The following is a 21,271-nucleotide window of genomic DNA, read 5'->3' on the forward strand; positions in this document are numbered from 1 at the left end:
GGATGGAGTGTCGTATGAGGGGTCAGATCCGCGCCTTGGCGCTGTTGAGTACATTGGCTGGCCTGTTTCTGCCCGCCCAGGCCATGGCAGCGCCCAACCCGGCCAAGCTGCAGCTGCGCTCGAGCAGCGCCCTGGTGCTGGACGTGCACAGCGGCAAGACGCTCTACCAGAAGAACGCCACCAGCCGACGCCCCATCGCCTCCCTCACCAAGCTGATGACGGCGCTGGTGGTGCTCGATGCCAAGCAGGATCTCAACCAGATCCTCACCGTGGATGGCCAGGATCGCGATGCCCTCAAGCACACCTACTCCCGCATACGCATGGGCACCCGGATCAGCCGTCGCGACGCCATGCACCTGGCGCTGATGTCTTCGGAGAATCGCATGGCCTCGGCGCTTGCTCGCCACTACCCGGGGGGACGCGCGGCCTTCATCCGTGCCATGAACCACAAGGCCAAACAACTTGGCATGCGCAACAGCCGCTTCCATGATGCCACCGGCCTCTCCAGCAGCAATGTCTCCACCGCCCAGGATCTGGCCAGGCTCCTCTCGGCCGCCTATCGCCAACCGCTGATCCGCCAGTTCACCCAGGACGGCGACCAAGAGATGCGCTTTCGCACCCCGGGCTACAGCCTCCATTTCAACAACACCAACCCCCTGGTCAAGAACCCGGACTGGGACGTGCGCCTCTCCAAGACCGGCTTTACCAACGAGGCGGGCCGCTGCCTGCTGATGCGTGCCAAACCGGACAGCAAGGAGCTGGCCATCGTCTTGCTCAACTCCTTCGGCAAGCGCACCCCCATCGGTGACGCCAACCGCATCCGCAAGTGGCTCAAGAGCTGAGGCCCGGATAAGAGAGGGAGAAAGGATGCTGCGGCATCCTTTTTTATTGCCCGCCAGAAGCCACTGCCGGCCGCCAAGGCGTGCAACGTCCAGAGCCTGGCCCCATGCCCCCTCGTGATGCGAGCGGCCGGCAGCAGCGCCTGTGAATGACTGGAGGTGGCATAGGGTGGGGATGACAAGAGGCTGAATGACAGGGTCTGATACCAGGTCGAGAGATGACAAGACGACGATGGGCAGTGCGATGAGAGAGTGCGATGGGAACGGCAAATGGCAGGAACAGCCGGTGGCGTTCAGTGAGAGGGCACATGACCCGCCACCAGGGCTGCAGAGCCCCACGGCCGGGGGGAATAGCGCACATAAAAAAACAGCCCCGACTGACGTCGAGGCTGTCTGTATGGTGCGCCCGAGAGGATTCGAACCTCTGACCACCTGGTTCGTAGCCAGGTACTCTATCCAGCTGAGCTACGGGCGCTCATCAACTTTTTTACTGCTTTCAAAAATGGTGCGCCCGAGAGGATTCGAACCTCTGACCACCTGGTTCGTAGCCAGGTACTCTATCCAGCTGAGCTACGGGCGCTCACAAACTTTTGTGTACTGCTTTCAAAATGGTGCGCCCGAGAGGATTCGAACCTCTGACCACCTGGTTCGTAGCCAGGTACTCTATCCAGCTGAGCTACGGGCGCTCATGAAATTTGTTGTGCCTTAAATGGTGCGCCCGGGAGGATTCGAACCTCCGACCACCTGGTTCGTAGCCAGGTACTCTATCCAGCTGAGCTACGGGCGCCCTGATTTAAAGCGATAAAAAAAGCTTACTCATCAGTAAGCCTTTTCTAACGTGTCGACTTGCTGATGGTCAACACATGACCCTTGCGAGTCGTAATATGGTGCGCCCGAGAGGATTCGAACCTCTGACCACCTGGTTCGTAGCCAGGTACTCTATCCAGCTGAGCTACGGGCGCAAAATGGCGGAGAAGGGGGGATTCGAACCCCCGATGCGGGTATAAGCCGCATACTCCCTTAGCAGGGGAGCGCCTTCAGCCTCTCGGCCACCTCTCCGTTTGCGGGGCTGATAATACTTCACAGGGATTTTTAGTCAAACACTTTTTTGTAGAAAAAAGCGTGTTCGCTCAGCATTTGGCCAAAGCGTGGAATATTCAAACAAAATCGATACTTATCCCGCAGTTTGCTGCCTTGCAGAGCGTGCTGAGCCCCCAGAAAAACAAAAGGCGACACGGGAAGGTGTCGCCTGAACGCAGCTATGAAAAGCGGCTTAGAAACTCGGCTGGCCCGGTACTTTCTCGGCCTGTATCCGCATGTAGATCTCTTCGCGGTGTACTGAAACCTCTTTCGGTGCATTCACACCGATGCGTACCTGGTTGCCTTTCACGCCCAGTACGGTGACAGTCACTTCGTCACCAATCATCAGGGTTTCCCCTACACGACGAGTCAAAATAAGCATTCGCTTGCTCCTGTATCCTGTTTTGTATTCATATCGACACGGGACATTATCTTACAAAGATATCGATATGGTAAATGGTTGAAACTAAATCAATCAGGGATTGTTGCCCAGCGGCTGTTCGCTCGGCGCCTGATCCAGCCCAAAGGCGCCATGCAGGGACCGCACCGCCAGCTCCAGATACTTCTCGTCAATCACCACGGATATCTTGATTTCAGAGGTGGAAATCAACTGCATGTTGATGCCCTCCTCACCCAGTACCTTGAACATGGTACGGGCCACGCCAGGGTGATTCCACATCCCTACCCCGACGATGGAGACCTTGGCTATCTCACCATTGCCCTGAACACAGGCCGCCCCCAGGTCGCTGGCGGTCTGCTCCAGCAGGGCGCGGGCCCGACGGTAGTCATCGCGATTCACCGTGAAGGTAAAATCTGCACTGCCATCCCCCAACGTATTCTGAACAATCATGTCCACGTCGATATTGGCATCGCTGATGGGACCCAGGATCTGGGCCGCGACCGTGGGCCTGTCCGGCACACCGAGTATGGTCAGGCTGGCCTCGTTGCGGTTGAACGCTATGCCCGATACCAGGGGAGCTTCCATCCTCTCACCTCCATATGTGATTAAGGTTCCCTCGCCATCGACGAAGCTCGACAGCACCCTTAGCGGCACCCGGTACTTGCCCGCAAATTCCACCGACCGAATCTGCAGCACCTTGGCTCCCAGGCTCGCCATCTCCAGCATCTCCTCGAAGGTGATGGTGGCGAGGCGACGGGCCTTGGGCTCGATGCGCGGATCCGTGGTATAGACCCCGTCCACGTCGGTGAATATCTGGCATTCGTCTGCCTCCAGTGCCGCCGCGATCGCCACCGCAGTGGTATCGGAGCCGCCCCGGCCCAGGGTGGTGATGGCATTGTGCTCATCACGCCCCTGAAATCCGGCCACCACCACCACCTTGCCCGCCCCCAGCTCGGAGCGAAGCGAGGCCGTGTCTATGTGGGTGATCCTGGCCTTGCCATGGGCGGAATCGGTGTGAATACGCACCTGATCCCCCGTCATGGAGACCGCCGGGCAGGCCCGACGGGTCAAGGCGATGGCCAGCAGGGCGATGGTGACCTGCTCGCCGGTGGAGACCAGCACGTCCATCTCGCGCCGATTGGCATCGGGGTCCAGCTGCTGGGCCATGCCCAGCAAGCGGTTGGTCTCCCCCGACATGGCGGAGACCACCACCACCACATCGTGGCCCTGGGCCCTGGTCTGCGCGACCCGCTCGGCGACCGCTTCGATCCGCTCCAGGGTGCCTACCGATGTCCCGCCAAATTTCTGTACATAGAGTGCCACAGATCACCTCGCCCGATTACAGGCGCTCTTCCAGCCAGGAGTGAACGGATTGCAGTGCCGCAGGCACGGCCTCTGGCTGGGTGCCCCCCGCCTGTGCCATGTCCGGACGACCACCGCCCTTGCCGCCCACCTGTTGGGCCACCAGATTGACCAGCTCGCCAGCCTTGACCTTGCCGGTCAGGTCATTGGTCACACCGGCGATCAGATTGACCCTGCCCTCACCGCTGGTCGCCAGCAGCACGATACCGGACTTCATCTGGTTTTTCAGCTCGTCCAGCATGCCGCGCAGGGACTTGGGATCCGCCCCTTCCAGCGCAGCCACCAGCACCTTCTGGCCATTGATCTCGATCACCTGGCCCAGCAAATCGTTACCGGCCTGAGCGGCCAGCTTGGCCTTGAGCTGCTCCAGCTCGCGCTCCATCATCTTGGCCTTGTCCATTATCTGGCGCACCTTGTCGGCGATGGAGAACTGATCCCCCTTCACCAGGGCCGCGGCCTCCTCGATCTGCTCACCGATCTGGTGCATGAAATCGATGGCGCCCTTGCCGGTCACCGCTTCGATGCGACGCACGCCGGCGGCGATGCCGCTCTCGGCGATGATCTTGAAGAAGCCGATGTCACCGGTGCGCTTGGCGTGAGTCCCGCCACACAGCTCGGTGGAGTAGTCGCCCATGCGCACGACGCGCACGTCATCTTCGTATTTCTCGCCAAACAGCGCCATGGCACCGGCCGCCTTGGCCGCTTCCAGATCCATCACCTGGGTGGCGACCTCGTGGTTGGCGCGGATCTGGGCGTTCACCAGCTCCTCGACCCGGCGAATGGTCGCCATGGTCAGCCCCTCGAAGTGGGAGAAGTCAAAGCGCAGACGCTCGGCGCCCACCAGAGAGCCCTTCTGGGTCACGTGATCCCCCAAGGCCTGACGCAGGGCCGCGTGCAGCAGGTGGGTGACGGAGTGGTTGAGGGCCACGGCCTGACGGCGTTCACCATCGACCTCGGCCACGACGGTGGCGCCCTCTTCCAGGGTGCCCAGCTCCAGGTAACCGGTGTGGACGATGGCCTTGCCCGCCTTCTGGGTATCGGTCACGGCGAAGATGCCGTCATCCACCCGGATGATCCCGGTGTCACCCACCTGACCGCCAGACTCGGCGTAGAAGGGGGTCTGCTCCAGCACCACCACGGCCTCTTCGCCGGCGATGAGGCCGCTCACCTGAACGCCCTCTTTGTAGATGCCCAGCACCTTGCTCTGCTCGACTAGCGTCTTGTAGCCGGTGAAGGGGGTCTCGAAATCGAGCTTGAGCACGTCGTTGTAGTTGACGCCAAAGCTGGACGCTTCCTTGGCACGGGCGCGCTGCTTCGCCATCTCGGCATGGAAACCGGCTTCGTCGATGGCGATATCGCGATCGCGCACCACGTCGGCGGTCAGATCCGCCGGGAAGCCGTAGGTGTCATAGAGCTTGAAGACCACCTCGCCCGGCACGACCTTGGCATCACCCAGGTTTGCCAGCACGTCTTCGAGCAGCAGCAGGCCCCGATCCAGAGTGCGGACGAACTGCTCTTCCTCGATGCGCAGCACGCGCTCGACCAGCGGCAGCTGGGCGATGAGCTCCTCGGCCACATCCTTCATCTGCACCGACAGCTCGGCGGCCAGTTTGTAGAAGAAGACCTCGGTGGCACCCAGCTTGCGGCCGTGGCGCACGGCGCGACGTATGATGCGACGCAGCACATAGCCACGCCCCTCGTTGGAGGGCATGACGCCGTCGGCAATCAGGAAGGCGCAAGAGCGAATGTGGTCGGCGATGACCCGCAGGGACTGGTTGTTCAGATCGCTGCAACCCACTATCTCGGCCGCCTTCTTGATCAGCGCCTGGAAGATGTCGATCTCGTAGTTGGAGTGCACCCCCTGCATGATGGCGGAGATGCGCTCCAGGCCCATGCCGGTATCCACGGACGGACGGGGCAGCGGCTCCATGGTGCCATCGGCCTGACGGTTGAACTGCATGAAGACCACGTTCCAGATCTCGATGAAACGATCGCCATCCTCTTCTGCTGAGCCGGGAGGGCCACCCCAGATATGGTCGCCATGGTCATAGAAGATCTCGGTGCAGGGGCCGCAGGGGCCTGTGTCGCCCATCTGCCAGAAGTTATCGGAAGCGAAGGCCGCCCCCTTGTTGTCGCCGATGCGCACGATGCGATCCGTCGGGACGCCGATCTCCTTGGCCCAGATGTCGAATGCCTCGTCATCTGTCTCATAGACGGTGACCAGCAGACGCTCCTTGGGCAGCTTGAGGGTACCGGTCAGGAACTCCCAGGCGAAGCGAATGGCATCCTGCTTGAAATAGTCGCCGAAGCTGAAGTTGCCCAGCATCTCGAAGAAGGTATGGTGACGGGCGGTATAGCCCACGTTTTCCAGATCATTGTGCTTGCCACCGGCACGCACACAGCGCTGGGAGCTGGTGGCCCGGTTGTAGGCGCGCTTGTCGGCACCGAGGAAGACATCCTTGAACTGGTTCATCCCGGCGTTGGTGAACAGCAGAGTCGGATCGTTGTGCGGCACCAGTGAACTGGACGACACCACCTGGTGCCCCTGAGAGCGGAAGTACTCGAGAAACGCGCTGCGGATCTCTGACGTGGACATATACATGGAAAATCCTGCTTGATTCGGATACGGACTTTTAATCGCCCTAATGTAAGTTTTCTGCGCAGTAAAGTAAAACCCGCAGGCCACGGGGCCCGGAAAAAGCCGGGGTTGGCGGGGCCCCACAGGATAGCGCTGCAGCTGATGGGCAGAGCGGCGGTCGCCAGACGTCGCCAATGGCCGGATGCAAGGGCCGCCAGCCCCATGACGCCGTCATGCAATAACAGGGGGAAAGGCCCATGATGCCGCCATGCAATAACAGGGGGAAAGACCCATGACACCGCCATGCAATAACAGGGGGAAAGACCCATGACGCCGCCATGCAATAACGGGGGGAAAGGCCCATGAAGGTCGCCATCCATGACGCCCTGCCTACTCCCGCCAAGGGCCGAGATGGCAAGGTGAAGCGCGAACCGTTCGACATAGAAACAGGCTTGCATGGCGGTGAAGAGGCCGATCCGGGGAGATCCGGCGCCAGGCGCATTGCCAGGAAAACACCTTGAGGAGGGGAAAAACGCTGCCGACGGGGGAGATAGCTTGGCGAGACGGGCCCAGGCAGTAAGGGAGCGAACTTTGGATGTTGGGACCGGCTGTCGATGAAGAGGCCATTCAGGGAATCAAGTGCAGAGCATTTATAACGGGAATCGGCTTGAGGGGATGAAACCCGTTGACCGCGACAGGACAGGCTCGGGAGTACGGCGGGCGAGCCGCGCACCATGGGCCAGCCCAGAGCCCGGCCTTCGCCCCTGACAAACGGATCCGGCGCCCCTGACCAGGGGCGCCAGGGGGCAGCCTTTCAGCTTTGCTGCTCTTCCTGCTCGGCCCGCTCCTGCAAGGTGGCGATGGCATGACGCGCCTGATCCTGGCTAAAACCACGGCCAAGGAGGAACTTGAGCCACTTCATGCGCGGCTTGAACTCCTTGAGCGCGACGCCATCGGTGCGCCGATCAAGCAGGGCCAGCGCCAGCTCGAACCAGTCCAGCTCGGGTTGTGCAAACGCCAGCTCCAGCTCGGCATCGCTCAGCCCCTTGCGGCGCAGATCGAAGCGGATCTTGGTCGGGCCATGGCCCTTGGCCGCCCCGGCCCGCACCGCCATGGCACCGTAACGCTCATCGGATACCCAGTGATGGTCGCGGCAGTAATCGAGCACGGCCAGACTCACCGCCTCGTCATGACCCTGCTTGCGCAGGCGCATCAGCAACTCGGACTCGGCGCTCTCGCGCCTGGCCAGGCTGCGCATGGCATAGGCGCGGGCGGCGGCGAACCGCTCTTCGAAGGTCAACTCGGACGGTGCGTCCTGCCCCTCCATAACAACAAGGCCGGGGGTTAGCCCGGCCTTGTTGTTATTCAAATTCCTGTTCATCTTCAGGCTCGAACTCGTCGATGGCGGCCACCGCCACCTTCTCGTCCGGGGCGCCGCCCTTGGTCAGCAGCAATTCACGCAGCTTGGCTTCGATTTCCCCCGCCATCGCCTTGTTCTCGGCAAACAACTTCATGACATTGGCCTTGCCCTGACCTATCTTCTCGCCGTTGTAGCTGTACCAGGCACCGGCCTTGTCGATCAGCTTGTGCTTGACGCCCAAGTCCACCAGCTCGCCCTCTTTGGAGATGCCGGCGCCATAGAAGATCTGGAATTCGGCCTGCTTGAAAGGCGGGGCAACCTTGTTCTTGACCACCTTGACCCGGGTCTCGTTGCCGACCACTTCGTCCCCTTCCTTGATGGCGCCGATGCGGCGGATATCCAGGCGCACGGAGGCGTAGAACTTGAGGGCGTTACCGCCTGTGGTGGTCTCGGGGCTGCCGAACATGACGCCGATCTTCATCCGGATCTGGTTGATGAAGATGCACAGGCAGTTGGCGTTCTTGATGTTGGCGGTCAGCTTGCGCAGCGCCTGGGACATGAGACGGGCCTGCAGGCCGACATGGGAATCCCCCATCTCGCCTTCGATCTCCGCCTTCGGCGTCAGGGCCGCTACCGAGTCGACAATGATGACGTCCACGGCGTTGGAGCGCACCAGCATGTCACAGATCTCCAGGGCCTGTTCGCCGGTATCCGGCTGGGAGATCAGCAGATCGTCGACATTGACCCCCAGCTTGGCGGCATAGATAGGGTCGAGGGCGTGTTCGGCATCGACGAAGGCACAGGTCTTGCCTTTGCGCTGCGCCTCGGCGATGACTTGCAGGGTCAGCGTGGTCTTGCCCGAGGATTCCGGGCCGTAGATTTCCACCACACGGCCGCAGGGCAGACCGCCGATGCCGAGCGCCACGTCCAGAGAGAGGGAGCCGGTCGAGATGGCTTCGATGTCCATGGTCTTGCTGTCGCCCAGACGCATGATGGAGCCTTTACCAAACTGTTTCTCAATCTGACCCAGCGCTGCCGCCAGTGCCTTCTGCTTGTTCTGATCCATGCCAATCTCCGCTGGAAATCGTGATAAGGTGAAGTTGGGTCAAGTATACTGTCTATTCATACAGTATCAAGCCCTTTTACTTGAGCAAGGCGAGCAGACCGGACAAGGCCTGTCTGATGGCCAGTTGTCGTACCTGATGGCGGTCCCCATCGAACCGGGCGAGCAGGGAGCGTTGCCGCCCCCCTTGCTCGGCCCAGGCGAACCAGACGGTGCCGACCGGCTTGTCATCGCTGCCCCCGCCCGGCCCCGCGACGCCACTGATGGCGACGCTGATGCTGGCATCGGAACGTGCCAGCGCCCCCCTCGCCATCTCCAGCACCACTGTCTCGCTGACGGCGCCGTGGCGCAGCAGGCTGTCGACACTGACCCCCAGCATCTGCTGCTTGGCTTCGTTGCTGTAGGTCACGAAGCTGCGGTCAAACCAGACCGAACTGCCCGCCACCTCAGTGATGGCGTAGGCGACGCCGCCACCGGTGCAGGATTCCGCCGTGGTCGCCAGCCCGCCCCTGGCGGTGAGGGCCTGGCCCAGCTCCCGGGCGAGGCTGGCTATCTCTCTATCAAGGGTCATGGCACCTCCCGTGGTCGAATGGCCATTATGCTATCCCCCTCGGGGCCATCGCAACCGTCAGGGTCATGGCCAACAGGTTCCCCCCCCAGCCCCGTTCCGTGTAAAATACCACCCAAAACGACTCATCGCACCGGCCACTCGGCCACCATCCGGGATCGAACATGAACGCATTATCCGCCCACACAGGGGCGCCCAGCGCCGCCCTCAGTCAGCACACGCCCATGATGCAGCAGTACCTCACCCTCAAGGCCGAGAACCCGGAGATACTGCTGTTCTATCGGATGGGGGACTTTTATGAGCTGTTCTATGACGACGCCCGCCGGGCGGCGCAGCTGCTCGACATCTCATTGACCAAGCGCGGTCAGTCCGCCGGCACCCCCATCCCCATGGCGGGGGTGCCCTATCATGCCATCGAGGGCTATCTCGCCAAGCTGGTGCAGCTCGGCGAATCGGCCGCCATCTGCGAACAGGTGGGAGATCCGGCCACCAGCAAGGGGCCGGTGGAGCGCAAGGTGATCCGCATCGTCACGCCGGGTACCGTCTCCGACGAGGCCCTGCTCAGCGAGCGTCAGGACAACCTGATCGCCGCCGTCTATCACGACGGCCACCAGTTCGGCTACGGCACCCTGGACATAGGCTCCGGCCGCTTCTTCATCAATCAGTTCGAGAAGGAAGAGACCCTGCTCGCCGAGTTGCAGCGCACCAACCCGGCCGAGCTGCTCTATCCGGAATCCTTCGAGTTCATGACCCATATCGCGGGTCGCCGCGGCCTGCGTCGCCGCCCCGAGTGGGAGTTTGAACTGGGCACGGCCCGCAAGCTGCTCTGTCAGCAGTTCGGTACCCAGGATCTGGTGGGCTTCGGGGTGGAGCGCAGCGAGACAGCCCTGTGCGCCGCCGGCTGCCTGATGCAGTACGTCAAGGACACCCAGCGCACCGCCCTGCCCCACATTCGCGCCGTGCGGCTGGATCAACCGGATCACGCCGTCATCATGGATGCCGCCACCCGCCGCAACCTGGAGCTGACCCAGAACCTGGCCGGTGGCTATGAAAATACCCTGGCCGAGGTGCTGGATCGCACCCAGACCCCCATGGGCAGTCGATTGCTCAAACGCTGGTTGCACCAGCCCATTCGCGATCGGGTGTTGCTGCGCGGCCGCCAGAGCACCATATCCGAACTGATCGAACAGAACCTCTATGACGAGCTGGGGGCCCTGCTGCGCCAGGTGGGCGACATGGAGCGGGTGCTGGCCCGCCTCGCCCTGCGCTCCGCCCGCCCCCGTGACCTGACCCGGCTGCGCCAGGCCTTCGCCCAGCTGCCCCACCTGCAGACCCTGCTGGCGGGCAGTGAGCATGAGGCGGTGCAACGGCTGAGGGAGCGGGCCGCCACCTTCCCCGAACTGCAGGATCTGCTGGAGCGCGCCATCATGGAGACGCCTCCGGTGCTGATCCGCGATGGCGGCGTCATCCGCGCCGGCTTCAATGCCGAGCTCGACGAGATACGGGATCTGGCGGACGGCGCCACCGCCGTGCTGGCCCGCATCGAGGAGCGGGAGAAGCAGGAGACCGGCATCAACACCCTCAAGGTGGGCTACAACAAGGTCCATGGCTTCTTCATCGAGGTGAGCCGGGCCAACAGCCACCTGGTGCCGAGCCACTATATCCGCCGCCAGACCCTGAAAAACAACGAGCGCTACATCATAGACGAGCTCAAGCAGTATGAAGACAAGATACTGACCGCCCAGAGCCGGGCCCTGGCGCTGGAGAAGCGGTTGTACGAGGAGCTGCTCGATGCCCTGCTGCCCCAGCTGGCCGAGCTGCAGGAGTCGGCTGCCGCCCTGGCGGAGCTGGACGTGCTGGCCAACCTGGCGGAGCGGGCCGAGACCCTCAACTACCAGTGCCCCGCCCTGACCGACGAGGATCAGATCCTGATCGAGGGGGGGCGCCACCCCGTGGTGGAGCAGGTGATGAAGGATCCCTTCATCGCCAACCCGGTCAGCCTGAAACAGGGGCGGCAGATGCTGATCATCACGGGCCCCAACATGGGGGGTAAGTCTACCTACATGCGCCAGACGGCACTCATCGTGCTGCTGGCCCATATCGGTGCCTATGTGCCCGCCGACAGCGCCCGCATCGGCCCCATCGATCGCATCTTCACCCGGATCGGGGCATCGGACGACCTGGCCTCGGGAAGATCCACCTTTATGGTGGAGATGACGGAGACCGCCAACATCCTCAACAACGCCACCGCCCAGAGCCTGGTGCTGATGGACGAGATAGGGCGCGGCACCAGCACCTACGACGGCCTCTCCCTGGCCTGGGCCTGCGCCGAGCAGCTGGCGAGCAAGATTGGCGCCTACACCCTGTTCGCCACCCACTACTTCGAGCTGACCCGGCTGCCGGAGCTGCTGCCCAATCTCGCCAACGTCCATCTGGATGCGATGGAGCACGGCGACACCATCGCCTTCATGCACGCGGTGCAGGAGGGGGCGGCCAGCCGCTCCTACGGCCTGCAGGTGGCGGCGCTGGCCGGGGTGCCCAGATCGGTGATCCATCAGGCCCGCCACAAGCTGGCGGAGCTGGAGCGCGCCGTCCCCACCGCCAGCGGCGACGAGCGCCTGGCAGAGCCCGCGCCGGCCCCCCAGCCCCACCCCGTGGTGGAGGAGCTGGCTTTGGTGCGACCGGACGAGCTCACCCCCCGCCAGGCACTGGATCTGCTCTATCGCCTCAAGCAGCTGCTCTGAGACCGCGGGCAAAGGGTCCGCAAGGAGAAGAAGGGAGCCATGGGCTCCCTTCTTGTTGCCGGCACCCTGCGGGCCAGTCGGCGCAGTGTCAGGGCAAAAAGAGAGGGAACCCTGGGGTTCCCCTCTCTCATGGTGATGTGCCGGACAGGACGCCCATCAGGTCCCCGGACCGATGCGATCCTTGAGGCTGATGTGGACCGAGCCATCGTGCCGCTTGAGGTTCTGGCGGTATTCCACCTGACGCCGACTCTCCTGCTTGAGGCCGAGGATCAGCGAGTAGCACATGGCCAGCATGATCACCGAGAAGGGCAGCGCCGCTATGATGCTGGCGGCCTGCAGGGCGGCCAGACCTCCCGATATCAACAGGATGGCGGCGACCAGCCCCTGACCCAGGCCCCAGATGGCGCGGTGGCGCACCGGCGGCTCACTCTCGCCGATGGAGAGCAGGGTCGTAATCACGAGCGTGCCCGAGTCACAGGAGGTGATGAAGTAGGTGCAGATCAGCAGGGTCAGCACCCCCTTGGCGATCAGGCCAATGCTGCCCCAGTCGAGCATATCCACCGTCTTGTAGAGCGCCTGGGTCACATCCTGATTCACCGCCTCGGTAACGCCACCGGCACCGAACAGCTCGAGGTGGATGGCGCTGCCGCCGAAGACGGTCAGCCAGAACATGCCAAGCAGGGACGGCACCAGCAGCACCCCCATGACGAACTCGCGTATGGTCCGCCCCTTGGAGATGCGGGCGATGAACATGCCGACGAACGGCGCCCAGGCTATCCACCAGCCCCAGTAGAAGGCGGTCCAGGAGGATTGCCAGGCCGAGGTGCCGTTCGATTCCGTGTTGGTCCAGAAGCTCAGCTTGACCAGATTTTGCAGGTAATCCCCTATGTTCTGCACATAGGAGTTGAGGATGTAGGTCGTCGGCCCCATCACCACGAACACCAGCAAGATCAGGGCACTGAGCCAGATGTTCAGCTCGGAGAGGATCTTGACCCCCCGTCCCACACCGGAGACCGCGGACAGGGTCGCAATCAGGCTGATGCCGGCGATGAGCCAGAGCTGGTTGGCCTGAGAGACCTCCATCCCCATCAGCTGATTGAGACCTGTATTCATCTGGGCCACACCCAGGCCGAGGGAGGTGGCCACCCCGAACACGGTACCGAATACCGCCAGCACATCGGCGGCATGGCCCCAGCCACCATAGATCTTGTCGCCCAGTATGGGGTAGAGCACGGAGCGAATGGCCAGGGGCAGCTTGCGGCGGTAGCTGAAGAAGGCCAGGGACAGGCCGACGATCACATAGATGGCCCAGGGGTGCAGACCCCAGTGGTAGAAGGTGAGTCGCATCGCGACCTGGGCCGCCTCCGACGTCATGCCCTGCTCGATGAAGGGGTTCGCCTGCAGGTGGTACATGGGCTCGGCGATGCTCCAGAACACCAGTCCAATGCCCATGCCGGCGCTGAACAGCATGGAGAACCAGGCGAAGTAGCCAAATTCCGGCTCCTGATCGTCATCCCCCAGCCGGATGCTGCCAAACCGGCTGAACATCAGATAGATGGCGAAGAACAGGAAGAGGGCAACCACCAGAATGTAGTACCATTTGAAGCTTGCAATAATGGTGTCTTTCGCCCCGCTGAACCAGGACGCCGCAGTGTCGGGATCAAATACCCCGAACAGCAGGAACAGGGTGATCACGGTCAGGGCCGTGGTCGCCATGGTGGAGTTGAGCCCTTTGAATATGCCTGTGGTCGCTCGCATTGACCCTCCTTAGTCCTGGTTGTAAAAGTCTTCGCCGACATGGTCACCGGCGCCGCCGATGGCGCGGTAGACCAGCTTGCCGGCACTCTCTTCCCTGTGGTCAACCAGGCTGACGGAGGGCTGACCATTCACCGCGTGGCGCTTGCCGAGGAAGATGGCCATGGGAATGCCGCGATTGGAGATGCCGCTGCTGATCCAGAGGCGGTTGAAGTCGTAGCTGCCGCCGATGAATTCAAGCTGGGCCAGACCATTGTCCAGGCCGGAGAGATAGAAGTTCATGGCGCTCTCATCGGGGAACAGATGCACCAGCACATAGGCATAACGCAGCTCGTTGACCAGCGCCTTGAGGGTAAACTCCCCGGTGTTGGTGCAAGAGAGCGGGAGTTCACCGTCGTAGTGGTGTACCTTGAGGGTGTTGGGATCCTCATCATAACGGGGTTGATAGCGGATAAACGCTGAGGTGTCAGGCAGCTCATAGCGCACGCGTACCACGGTTAACTCGGCAACCAGAGACTTGATATCCAGATCGTTCGTCATCATCTCTTTCCTCAAATATCAGGTTTAAATTTGGCAAAGGGCACACAAAATAACACAAAAATACTTTGAGCTGAAACCAATTGCCATCTCGGGCCTCTTGACCAAAATGTTGATTAGTCCGAGAATCCGCTCCCAATAACGCCCCTCTAATGGTTTTAATCCATGGAAAAACATGATGAAGTGTTGATCGCGCTGCGCCAAATCATCCGCGCCATCGATATGCATTCGAAGCGCCTGATCAAAGAAGCGGGCCTGACAGCACCACAACTATTGCTGCTCAAAGGAATAAACGAGTTGGGGCAGATCTCCATGCGTCAGCTGGCCAACCACACCAACATGAGTCAGGCCACCGCCACCACCATCATGGATCGGCTGGAGAGTCGCCAGTTGGTGGAACGCATTCGCAGCCAGACCGACAAGCGCAAGGTCCACGCCACCCTGACCGAGCAAGGCAGGCTACTGCTCAGCAATGCGCCGACGCCGCTGCAGGATCATTTCATCCAGCGCTTCCAGGCACTGGAAGGGTGGGAGCAGACACTGCTGCTCTCTTCCCTGCAGCGCATCTCCCACATGATGAACGCCAGCGACATCGACGCCGCCCCCGTGCTCAGCGTCAATCCCCTCACGGATTGACGCCCATCAACGCAAAAAGCTCCCCGAGGGGAGCTTTTTGCGTCTGAGCATCGCGCAGATCTAGTCGTCCAGCGAGATGCCGATATTGGAGACGCCGTCCTGGGCCGCGAAATCCTTGATGGCCAGGATGCGGTCGCTGTCGCGCTCATGGGCGACCCGCTTGAGCAGCTCGACCTGAAACTCCAGCTCCGCCTCCATGTATTCGTGCTCGTAGAGTTCCTCTTCCGTCAGCTCCCGCTCTTCCAGCAGCTCGATGAATCCCGCTACCGTGCCCACCGAGGCGTGGCTGGCATCCGTGGCCTCTTCCCCCACCCGGCAGATCACCGAGTTATAGGCGCAGCCCAGCGCCACGCACGCATCCAGCGCCGGGTAGGCGCCATAAGATTCAAACTTGCTGGGTTCGGGAATATAGACCTCGAACGCCTCCAGAATGGCACCCAGATTGACCCGGGAGCCCTTGACCGTGAGGTAGTTCCACATCTGATCCAGGGCATGGCGATAGGCCTTGGCATCGCCGAAGCCGGAGGCCTGGGCAAACAGGGCATAGTTCGGATACATACGCTCGGCCAGGGCCAGGGTATAGACGGTTTGCTGCCAAGGCTGCAGCTCGGCCAGTCGCTTATAAAACTTGTCACCAAACACGGCGGGGGATCCTTTACAAAATGTGGGGCAGATTGTAGCCCACGGGGGGCGCGGCGAAAACGAAAAAGCGAGCTGGTCGACTTTGTTGCCCTGGCAAGTCGCGTAAGATGAAGGCAGCGGCACCTCTCCCCGCCGCACGCCTTATGAGGAATCTGCCAATGAGCCAACGTACCCTGCTGCTGCTCAGTCAGGACAATGCCCACTATCAGCGCCTGCTCCAGGCCGCCCGCCTGCCCCATCTTCGCATTCTGCGCGCCGACACCCCAGCCGAGGCCGAGTCTCTCATCGGCGAGGCCCACATACTGCTGGCCGAGCCCGCTCGCGCCAAACCCCTGCTGGCCAAGGCGAGCAAGCTCAGCTGGCTGCAATCGAGTTATGCCGGGGTCGATGTGCTGCTCGACAGCCGCTGCCGGCAGGACTATCAGCTCACCAATGTACGGGGCATCTTCGGCCCGCTGATGAGCGAGTACGTGTTCGGTCAGCTGCTCAGCCTGACTCGCCAGTTGCCGCGCTATCGCGAGCAGCAGGCACAACGGATCTGGCAGAGTCATCCCTATCAGGGCCTCAAGGGCAAGACGCTGCTGATCCTCGGCACCGGCAGCATAGGCCAGCATATAGCCCAGACCGGCCGCCATTTCGGCATGCGGGTGCTGGGGGTGAGTCGCAGCGGCCACGAGCGGGCCGGGTTCGACGAAGTCTATCAACTGGCGGCCCTCAACCGCCTGCTGGGGCAGAGCGATGTGGTCGTGAGCGTGCTGCCCGCCACCCGCGAGACCCATCACCTCTTCACCCGGGAGCGCTTCGCGCACTTCAAGTCCCAGAGCATACTGTTCAACGTCGGCCGCGGCAGCGCCGTTCACACCCAGGATCTGCTCGATGCCCTGGCGGCCGGCAAGCTGGCCCACGCCGTACTGGACGTCTTCGAACAGGAACCCCTGCCCGGTGACAGCCCGCTCTGGTCGACCCCCAACCTCACCCTGACTCCGCACAACAGTGCCTACAGCTTCCCCGAAGACGTGGCCCAGATCTTCGTGCGCAACTACATTCGCTTCCTCGATGGCCAGCCCCTCGACGGCCGCATCGACTTTGACAAGGGTTACTAAGGCCCAGCCAAGCCAGGGCTAACGCTGTCCCATAAAGCAAAAAAGAGCCCGGACGGGCTCTTTTTCGTGATGGTTCTGCCGGCGAGGGTCAGCTCGCCGCCAGCTCTTTTCGATAGGCTTGCACCTTGGTGAGGAACTGGCGCTTGGCCTTGCCGCTGAGGGGTTCGGCCATCGGCAGCTTGACCGTCATCGGATTGACCGGGCGATTGTTGAGTCGCACCTCGTAGTGCAGGTGGGCACCGGTGGAGCGGCCAGTGTTGCCAGACAGGGCTATCTTGTCCCCCATCTTCACCTTCTGTCCCGGTTTCACCAGCAGCTTGCTCAGGTGCAGGTAGCGGGTCGTCAGGGTGCGGCCGTGCTTGATCACCACATAGGTTCCCGCCAGGGGGTGACGGGTCGCCTTGAGAACGACACCATCCCCCGTCGCCAGCACAGGGCTGCCGATGGGCATGGCGAAGTCGGTCCCTTCGTGGGGGCGCACCAGACCCGTGATGGGGTGGCGACGCGCCGGGTTGAAGGTGGAGCTGATGCGATAGCGGCTATGGGTTGGATAGCGACGGAAGCCGCGCTCCAGGCTCTGGCCCTCGGCATCGTAATAGTTGCCATCCTCCGCCAGCCAGGCGGAGAAGCGCTTGCCCTGGCTCTGCACCTCGACCCCCAGCAGCTGGCTGTTGCCGGTATGCTTGCCCTGCACGGTTTCCTGCTGCATCAAGACCTTGAACTTGTCGCCCTTCTTCAGATCGCTGGCAAAATTGAGTCGCCACTGAAACAGGTTCGCAATCTTCTTGATATGGCTGGCCGGCACGCCCGCGTTGCGGGCGCTGACATAGAAGCTGCCATTGATGGCGCCATCGAAGCCACGCTTCTGCCACTCCACCGCCTCGGTGATCATGTTGACGCTGTAGTTGTCATCGACACGCTTGAACTCGAGGGATTGCTTGATATTGAGGCGGATCTTCATCTCTTGCAGGATGTTGTCCTGATCGATGAGCAACTCTATGTTCTGCCCCGGCTTGAGCCGGGCCAGGTTGTTCTTGCCATCGGCGTCCAGCACCTTGTAGAGGGTGGTCGTCGACAGACCCAGGGTATTGAAGATGGTGGTGAGATTTTCCCCATTGCGCACCCGGTAATCCTGCCACTCGGGGCCGGTATCGGCGGGAATGTCGTCGTCATCGGGCGCCGCCGGATCCATCAGCTCGTGATCCGGAATGGCGTTAAACTCGGTGTTGTCTTCATTGGTGGCCGTGCCGCTGGTCGAGATGGGCAGCTCCAGACGCAAGGGGCGCTCCAGAATATCACCAGGCGCAGGCAAGATGGCCACCGCGGACAGGGTCAACCCCGTCAGCAACAACATGGCATAAAAATGTTTGCGGGGAACCGGGGGTTCCCAGTTGGCGGCACTCGCCACCAAGGGACGAAGACGTTTCATCCGCTTTCCTGTCATTAGTTCTGAGAGTGTTATGGGGTCAGTTCATTGTTATAAATTTGCATAAAGCTGCACATTTGACCCTACATAATATGAAAAGTTCACTGCAATTCGCGCAAGAACCACATTTTATTCATAAGCGGCACGCTTTGGCAGAAAAGATCATCACTTTTCTGCCATTTTTTCCTACTTTTAAGAACCAGATCAGATCCTGATCGCCTCTGACCCGCCCATGTTGCTTAACCTTGTCCAGGGAGTGGCTATGTCGTTAGCAAAATTGTTAAACGGGATCATCCTCATCTTGTTCCTGATTGGTGCCATACTCTTGTTCATGCTGGAAATCACCACGGTACGACAATCCATCCTCGACCAGATGTCGGCCAATCTTGAGACCGCCATTACCGCCCTCGGCCTGGTGCTTCAGGGCACCCTGCTCAACGAAGACAAGGTGCTGGCGGAGACCATAGTCAACGCCATGTTCGACGGCGGCTTCGTCAGCGCCATCACCCTGGTCGATCCGGATGGTCAGATGCTGTTTCACAAGGTCTTTACCAGCACCCAGCAGAATGTCCCTGCCTGGCTGCCCCACATCATAGCCATGCCGCCGGTCAAGGTTGAGCAGGAGCTGACCGATGGCTGGCGCATACTGGGCAGCCTGACCCTGGAAGGGCACAGCGGTTATGCCTACCAGCATCTGTGGGGCGCCATCAGCCGCACCGGCCTCGCCCTGCTTGCCGGCCTCATCGTATTCAGTCTGCTGATCCCCTGGATCTGCCATCGCCTGTTGCGTCCCCTGGTCGAGATCAATCAACAGCTCGAACTGGTCCGCAAACGCCAATACGGCTCTGAGCTGCCCACCCCCTGGCTCCTGGAGCTCAAGGCGGTGGCCGGTTCGGTCAACCAGCTGATCTCGGAGCGCAAACGGGACATGCTGCAACAGAGGCTCAAGATCACCCAGCTCGGCAAGCAGCAGGAGGCGAGCAGCCATCTGCCGATGCTCAACCTGCGCCCCCTCGATGAGCGGTGGCAACAGCAGCACTTCTATTCAACCCAGGGCGACATCTTGCTGTATCGCCGTCTGCTACCTCTTCATCACTTCTCGTGCGAGACCCCTATTTCGACGCTGCAACAGGCCGTGGCTGAGTGGCTCGACCTTGGCCATGAGGGGCTCTCCCTGCCCATGAGCCTGCTCACCCATGCACAATGGGATCAGCTGGCGACCACCCTGGCCGGGGTGCCCAGGGGGCGGATCATCGACTGGTGCTGGGATCTGGTCACCCTGCCAGCCAATGCGGTCCCCGCCTTCATGACGCTGGAGCGAGCCGGGGTGGCGCAGGCCTTCAGTGCCATTCCCCTCAACAACGAGGTGCTGACCCTGCTCGATCCCGTCCAACCCACCTTCATCAGCCTGGCCGTCACCAACGCTCCCCTCTACTGGAATCTGGTCAGCCAGAGCCTGCATGGCTCAGGCTATACGGTACTGGCCCAGGCCAGTTCCATCACAGACCCCGACATACTGAGAGCCTGGGGTATCGATGGCTATGCCGCGGGAGCCTCATCATGAAGATCTGGTCTCTGCTGTCCCTGATCCTGGCGCCATCCCTTCAAGCCGCCTCCCCGCTCAAGATAGATACGGGCTCGGAGCAAGGCATTTACTATCAGATGGCCAAGGAGTTTTGCCGGCTGGCCCATGAGCAGGATGAGAGCCTGCTCTGCCAACCCAATGCCACGTCCGGCTCGCTGGACAATCTGGACCGACTGGCAAGAAGAGAGAGCGATTACGCCATCGTCCAGTCAGACTGGCTGTACCAGGCCAGCAAGGGAGAAGGGGCATTTGCGGGGGCGCCCCAACCCGGGCTGAAGAGCCTGTTTGCCACTCATGCCGAACCCTTCACCCTGGTGATCCGCGCCGATGGCGATATCACCCGCCTGGAGCAACTCAAGGCTGCCCCGATCGACATGGGTCTCAAGGGGTCGGGCACACGCAAGACGGCCCTGGCCCTGATGGCCGAGCTGGGAGCAGGGGAGGAGGATCTCGATCTGAAGAGTGTGGGAAACGTGGCCGAAGCGCTGTGTGACAAGCGGATAGATGCCTTCGCCCTCGTCATCGGCCATCCCAATCGCATGGTGCTCGATGCGGCCAAACGCTGCCCCATCACCTTCATGGCGATCGAGGGCACGGTACGTGACCAACTCATCAAGGGTCGCCCCTATTATCAACCCAGCCGGATCCCGGCGCGGATCTATCCGGGCAATCCCCAACCCGTCCCCACCTTCGCCATCGCGGCCACCCTGATCAGCCGGGAAGATGTGTCGGAGGCTCAGGTCTACCGGCTCACCAAGGCCATGCTGGGCCAGCAGATCCCCTTCAATGAACAGACCTATGGTTACGCCAACCTGTTTCACCGGGCGCGCAGCAAGACAGGGTCCGTGCTGATGGCGCCCCAGCACGCCGGGGCGGCTCGCTACTTCGCCGAGCTCAAGGCGGCGGGAAAACTATAGCTGACGACGAGGGGCTCGCAGTTGTTCACTGGAGAAGCGGCTCTGCATGGAGGTCCATTGCGTCAACCTGTCGGCGCTGCCCGCCAGGGTGCCCTCCCGACGTGACTTCATCACCCAGATGCTCTTGGCATCGAAGCTGTAGACGGGGATGAGATCGGTGCGCTGACTGCCGGGGAGGATGCGGCCATTGATGTTGTCCAGTACCAGGGGGTCTGATTTGGGCGTCGGGAAGTAAAGCGTCACCATGTGAAACTGGTTGAACTTCACCGCCTTGACATAGGCCAGCCTCAGTTTCTTCTCCTCCACCCCCAGCTCCATCAGGGTGTAATACTTGGCGATGCTGTAATCCTCGCAATCCCCTCCCCTGGCGCCGATGAACTCGAGCGGGTTGGCCCAGTAATCATCCATGCCCCACAGTCTGGGATCCACGCTGTAGGTGAGGTTATTGAAGTAATTGTTTACCAAGGTGATTTTTTGCTCATCCGTGGTTCCTGACCTGGGTTTTAGCAGGCGGGCATAGGCCTGCGCCCGCTTCACGGCTCCTTGGCCATACACATCCGCCAGCTTCGCCTGCAACTGGGGGGTGGCAAGATAGCTGGACAACTGAGAGGCGTGCAGCGGCCCACTGGCCAGCGCAGCCCCCCATAACATCAGAGCAATCCGGTTCATACACGAC

At 61.5% G+C, this 21,271-nt stretch carries 18 protein-coding genes and 6 tRNA genes; 7 read left to right on the forward strand and 17 right to left on the reverse strand.

What is annotated here, in order from left to right; genetic code table 11:
* Window positions 1-14 precede the first annotated feature (14 nt).
* Entirely contained in the window at window positions 15-842 is an 828-nt protein-coding gene (gene pbpG, locus ACLHZ1_RS02960) for a D-alanyl-D-alanine endopeptidase (protein WP_427260908.1), read from the forward strand.
* A gap of 395 nt (window positions 843-1,237) precedes the next feature.
* Here pbpG and ACLHZ1_RS02965 read toward each other — a convergent pair.
* The 9 genes from ACLHZ1_RS02965 to alaS all read right to left on the reverse strand — a co-directional run bounded on the left by ACLHZ1_RS02965 (window position 1,238) and on the right by alaS (window position 6,283).
* Window positions 1,238-1,314 (reverse strand) — tRNA-Arg (locus ACLHZ1_RS02965).
* A 28-nt stretch (window positions 1,315-1,342) separates the two neighbouring features.
* A tRNA-Arg gene (locus ACLHZ1_RS02970) sits at window positions 1,343-1,419 on the reverse strand.
* 29 nt (window positions 1,420-1,448) lie between these two features.
* Window positions 1,449-1,525, reverse strand: a tRNA-Arg gene (locus ACLHZ1_RS02975).
* 24 nt (window positions 1,526-1,549) lie between these two features.
* A tRNA-Arg gene (locus ACLHZ1_RS02980) sits at window positions 1,550-1,626 on the reverse strand.
* Between the two features lie 98 nt (window positions 1,627-1,724).
* A tRNA-Arg gene (locus tag ACLHZ1_RS02985) sits at window positions 1,725-1,801 on the reverse strand.
* Between the two features lie 4 nt (window positions 1,802-1,805).
* Window positions 1,806-1,898: transfer RNA gene (locus ACLHZ1_RS02990), tRNA-Ser, on the reverse strand.
* A 214-nt stretch (window positions 1,899-2,112) separates the two neighbouring features.
* Complete coding sequence (gene csrA / locus ACLHZ1_RS02995; RefSeq protein WP_408794103.1) at window positions 2,113-2,301, reverse strand: carbon storage regulator CsrA; 189 nt, start codon at window positions 2,299-2,301, stop codon at window positions 2,113-2,115.
* Window positions 2,302-2,394: 93 nt separating this feature from the next.
* Window positions 2,395-3,642, reverse strand: a complete 1,248-nt coding sequence (locus ACLHZ1_RS03000) for an aspartate kinase (protein ID WP_408794101.1) — start codon at window positions 3,640-3,642, stop codon at window positions 2,395-2,397.
* Between the two features lie 16 nt (window positions 3,643-3,658).
* Window positions 3,659-6,283, reverse strand: a complete 2,625-nt coding sequence (gene alaS, locus ACLHZ1_RS03005) for an alanine--tRNA ligase (RefSeq protein ID WP_427260909.1) — start codon at window positions 6,281-6,283, stop codon at window positions 3,659-3,661.
* A 338-nt stretch (window positions 6,284-6,621) separates the two neighbouring features.
* On the opposite strand from alaS, the gene ACLHZ1_RS03010 reads away from it, so the two are divergent.
* The gene (locus tag ACLHZ1_RS03010; protein ID WP_427260910.1) at window positions 6,622-6,780 is read left to right on the forward strand and encodes a hypothetical protein; all 159 of its coding nucleotides are present in this window, start codon (window positions 6,622-6,624) and stop codon (window positions 6,778-6,780) included.
* Window positions 6,781-7,073: 293 nt separating this feature from the next.
* Here ACLHZ1_RS03010 and ACLHZ1_RS03015 read toward each other — a convergent pair whose 3' ends face one another.
* From ACLHZ1_RS03015 to ACLHZ1_RS03025, 3 genes are all read right to left on the reverse strand, one after another.
* Window positions 7,074-7,586: a regulatory protein RecX gene (locus tag ACLHZ1_RS03015; protein ID WP_427260938.1), complete on the reverse strand. Its 513-nt coding sequence runs from the start codon at window positions 7,584-7,586 to the stop codon at window positions 7,074-7,076.
* A 34-nt stretch (window positions 7,587-7,620) separates the two neighbouring features.
* Window positions 7,621-8,685 carry a recombinase RecA gene (recA, locus tag ACLHZ1_RS03020; protein WP_427260911.1) on the reverse strand — a complete coding sequence of 355 codons (1,065 nt, stop codon included), beginning with the start codon at window positions 8,683-8,685 and terminating at the stop codon, window positions 7,621-7,623.
* Between the two features lie 76 nt (window positions 8,686-8,761).
* A complete protein-coding gene (locus ACLHZ1_RS03025; protein WP_427260912.1) occupies window positions 8,762-9,253 on the reverse strand; it encodes a CinA family protein in 492 nt (163 codons plus the stop codon).
* 161 nt (window positions 9,254-9,414) lie between these two features.
* Here ACLHZ1_RS03025 and mutS point away from each other — a divergent pair, with 161 nt between their 5' ends.
* Window positions 9,415-11,994: a DNA mismatch repair protein MutS gene (gene mutS / locus ACLHZ1_RS03030; RefSeq protein WP_427260913.1), complete on the forward strand. Its 2,580-nt coding sequence runs from the start codon at window positions 9,415-9,417 to the stop codon at window positions 11,992-11,994.
* A 156-nt stretch (window positions 11,995-12,150) separates the two neighbouring features.
* Here the strand turns inward: mutS and ACLHZ1_RS03035 are convergent, their stop codons facing one another.
* Together ACLHZ1_RS03035 and ACLHZ1_RS03040 are read right to left on the reverse strand one after the other, a co-directional pair.
* Window positions 12,151-13,752 (reverse strand): BCCT family transporter, encoded by a 1,602-nt coding sequence (locus ACLHZ1_RS03035; RefSeq protein ID WP_427260914.1) that lies wholly within the window; start codon window positions 13,750-13,752, stop codon window positions 12,151-12,153.
* A 9-nt stretch (window positions 13,753-13,761) separates the two neighbouring features.
* Window positions 13,762-14,289, reverse strand: coding sequence for a hypothetical protein (locus tag ACLHZ1_RS03040; RefSeq protein WP_427260939.1), 528 nt, complete (start codon window positions 14,287-14,289; stop codon window positions 13,762-13,764).
* A gap of 162 nt (window positions 14,290-14,451) precedes the next feature.
* On the opposite strand from ACLHZ1_RS03040, the gene ACLHZ1_RS03045 reads away from it, so the two are divergent.
* Window positions 14,452-14,922: a MarR family winged helix-turn-helix transcriptional regulator gene (locus ACLHZ1_RS03045; RefSeq protein ID WP_427260915.1), complete on the forward strand. Its 471-nt coding sequence runs from the start codon at window positions 14,452-14,454 to the stop codon at window positions 14,920-14,922.
* A gap of 60 nt (window positions 14,923-14,982) precedes the next feature.
* On the opposite strand, the gene ACLHZ1_RS03050 is transcribed toward ACLHZ1_RS03045, so the two are convergent.
* Window positions 14,983-15,564: a YjaG family protein gene (locus ACLHZ1_RS03050; protein ID WP_427260916.1), complete on the reverse strand. Its 582-nt coding sequence runs from the start codon at window positions 15,562-15,564 to the stop codon at window positions 14,983-14,985.
* A 158-nt stretch (window positions 15,565-15,722) separates the two neighbouring features.
* Between ACLHZ1_RS03050 and ACLHZ1_RS03055 the strand changes: the two genes are divergently transcribed.
* Complete coding sequence (locus ACLHZ1_RS03055; RefSeq protein WP_427260917.1) at window positions 15,723-16,667, forward strand: D-2-hydroxyacid dehydrogenase; 945 nt, start codon at window positions 15,723-15,725, stop codon at window positions 16,665-16,667.
* Between the two features lie 88 nt (window positions 16,668-16,755).
* On the opposite strand, the gene mepM is transcribed toward ACLHZ1_RS03055, so the two are convergent.
* Window positions 16,756-18,096, reverse strand: coding sequence for a murein DD-endopeptidase MepM (mepM, locus tag ACLHZ1_RS03060; protein WP_427260918.1), 1,341 nt, complete (start codon window positions 18,094-18,096; stop codon window positions 16,756-16,758).
* Between the two features lie 259 nt (window positions 18,097-18,355).
* Here mepM and ACLHZ1_RS03065 point away from each other — a divergent pair, with 259 nt between their 5' ends.
* Together ACLHZ1_RS03065 and ACLHZ1_RS03070 are read left to right on the forward strand one after the other, a co-directional pair.
* Window positions 18,356-19,657 (forward strand): LapD/MoxY N-terminal periplasmic domain-containing protein, encoded by a 1,302-nt coding sequence (locus ACLHZ1_RS03065; protein WP_427260919.1) that lies wholly within the window; start codon window positions 18,356-18,358, stop codon window positions 19,655-19,657.
* A complete protein-coding gene (locus ACLHZ1_RS03070) occupies window positions 19,654-20,595 on the forward strand; it encodes a TAXI family TRAP transporter solute-binding subunit (RefSeq protein WP_427260920.1) in 942 nt (313 codons plus the stop codon). The genes ACLHZ1_RS03065 and ACLHZ1_RS03070 overlap by 4 nt, the downstream gene beginning before the upstream one ends.
* On the opposite strand, the gene ACLHZ1_RS03075 is transcribed toward ACLHZ1_RS03070, so the two are convergent.
* Window positions 20,590-21,264: a transglutaminase-like cysteine peptidase gene (locus ACLHZ1_RS03075; RefSeq protein WP_427260921.1), complete on the reverse strand. Its 675-nt coding sequence runs from the start codon at window positions 21,262-21,264 to the stop codon at window positions 20,590-20,592. The two genes, ACLHZ1_RS03070 and ACLHZ1_RS03075, sit on opposite strands and share 6 nt — an antisense overlap.
* Between the last annotated feature and the right edge of the window lie 7 nt (window positions 21,265-21,271).

Source organism: Aeromonas sobria, from assembly GCF_050266975.1.
GTDB lineage: Bacteria > Pseudomonadota > Gammaproteobacteria > Enterobacterales > Aeromonadaceae > Aeromonas > Aeromonas sobria_B.

Coding starts and splice junctions, on each gene's coding strand:
- csrA (WP_408794103.1), bottom strand. CDS start 2,301: ATGCTTATTTTGACTCGTCGTGTAGGGGAAACCCTGATGATTGGTGAC.
- mutS (WP_427260913.1), top strand. CDS start 9,415: ATGAACGCATTATCCGCCCACACAGGGGCGCCCAGCGCCGCCCTCAGT.
- mepM (WP_427260918.1), bottom strand. CDS start 18,096: ATGAAACGTCTTCGTCCCTTGGTGGCGAGTGCCGCCAACTGGGAACCC.
- ACLHZ1_RS03010 (WP_427260910.1), top strand. CDS start 6,622: ATGAAGGTCGCCATCCATGACGCCCTGCCTACTCCCGCCAAGGGCCGA.
- pbpG (WP_427260908.1), top strand. CDS start 15: ATGAGGGGTCAGATCCGCGCCTTGGCGCTGTTGAGTACATTGGCTGGC.
- ACLHZ1_RS03025 (WP_427260912.1), bottom strand. CDS start 9,253: ATGACCCTTGATAGAGAGATAGCCAGCCTCGCCCGGGAGCTGGGCCAG.
- ACLHZ1_RS03065 (WP_427260919.1), top strand. CDS start 18,356: ATGTCGTTAGCAAAATTGTTAAACGGGATCATCCTCATCTTGTTCCTG.
- ACLHZ1_RS03045 (WP_427260915.1), top strand. CDS start 14,452: ATGGAAAAACATGATGAAGTGTTGATCGCGCTGCGCCAAATCATCCGC.
- recA (WP_427260911.1), bottom strand. CDS start 8,685: ATGGATCAGAACAAGCAGAAGGCACTGGCGGCAGCGCTGGGTCAGATT.
- ACLHZ1_RS03035 (WP_427260914.1), bottom strand. CDS start 13,752: ATGCGAGCGACCACAGGCATATTCAAAGGGCTCAACTCCACCATGGCG.
- ACLHZ1_RS03015 (WP_427260938.1), bottom strand. CDS start 7,586: ATGGAGGGGCAGGACGCACCGTCCGAGTTGACCTTCGAAGAGCGGTTC.
- ACLHZ1_RS03040 (WP_427260939.1), bottom strand. CDS start 14,289: ATGACGAACGATCTGGATATCAAGTCTCTGGTTGCCGAGTTAACCGTG.
- alaS (WP_427260909.1), bottom strand. CDS start 6,283: ATGTATATGTCCACGTCAGAGATCCGCAGCGCGTTTCTCGAGTACTTC.
- ACLHZ1_RS03070 (WP_427260920.1), top strand. CDS start 19,654: ATGAAGATCTGGTCTCTGCTGTCCCTGATCCTGGCGCCATCCCTTCAA.
- ACLHZ1_RS03075 (WP_427260921.1), bottom strand. CDS start 21,264: ATGAACCGGATTGCTCTGATGTTATGGGGGGCTGCGCTGGCCAGTGGG.
- ACLHZ1_RS03055 (WP_427260917.1), top strand. CDS start 15,723: ATGAGCCAACGTACCCTGCTGCTGCTCAGTCAGGACAATGCCCACTAT.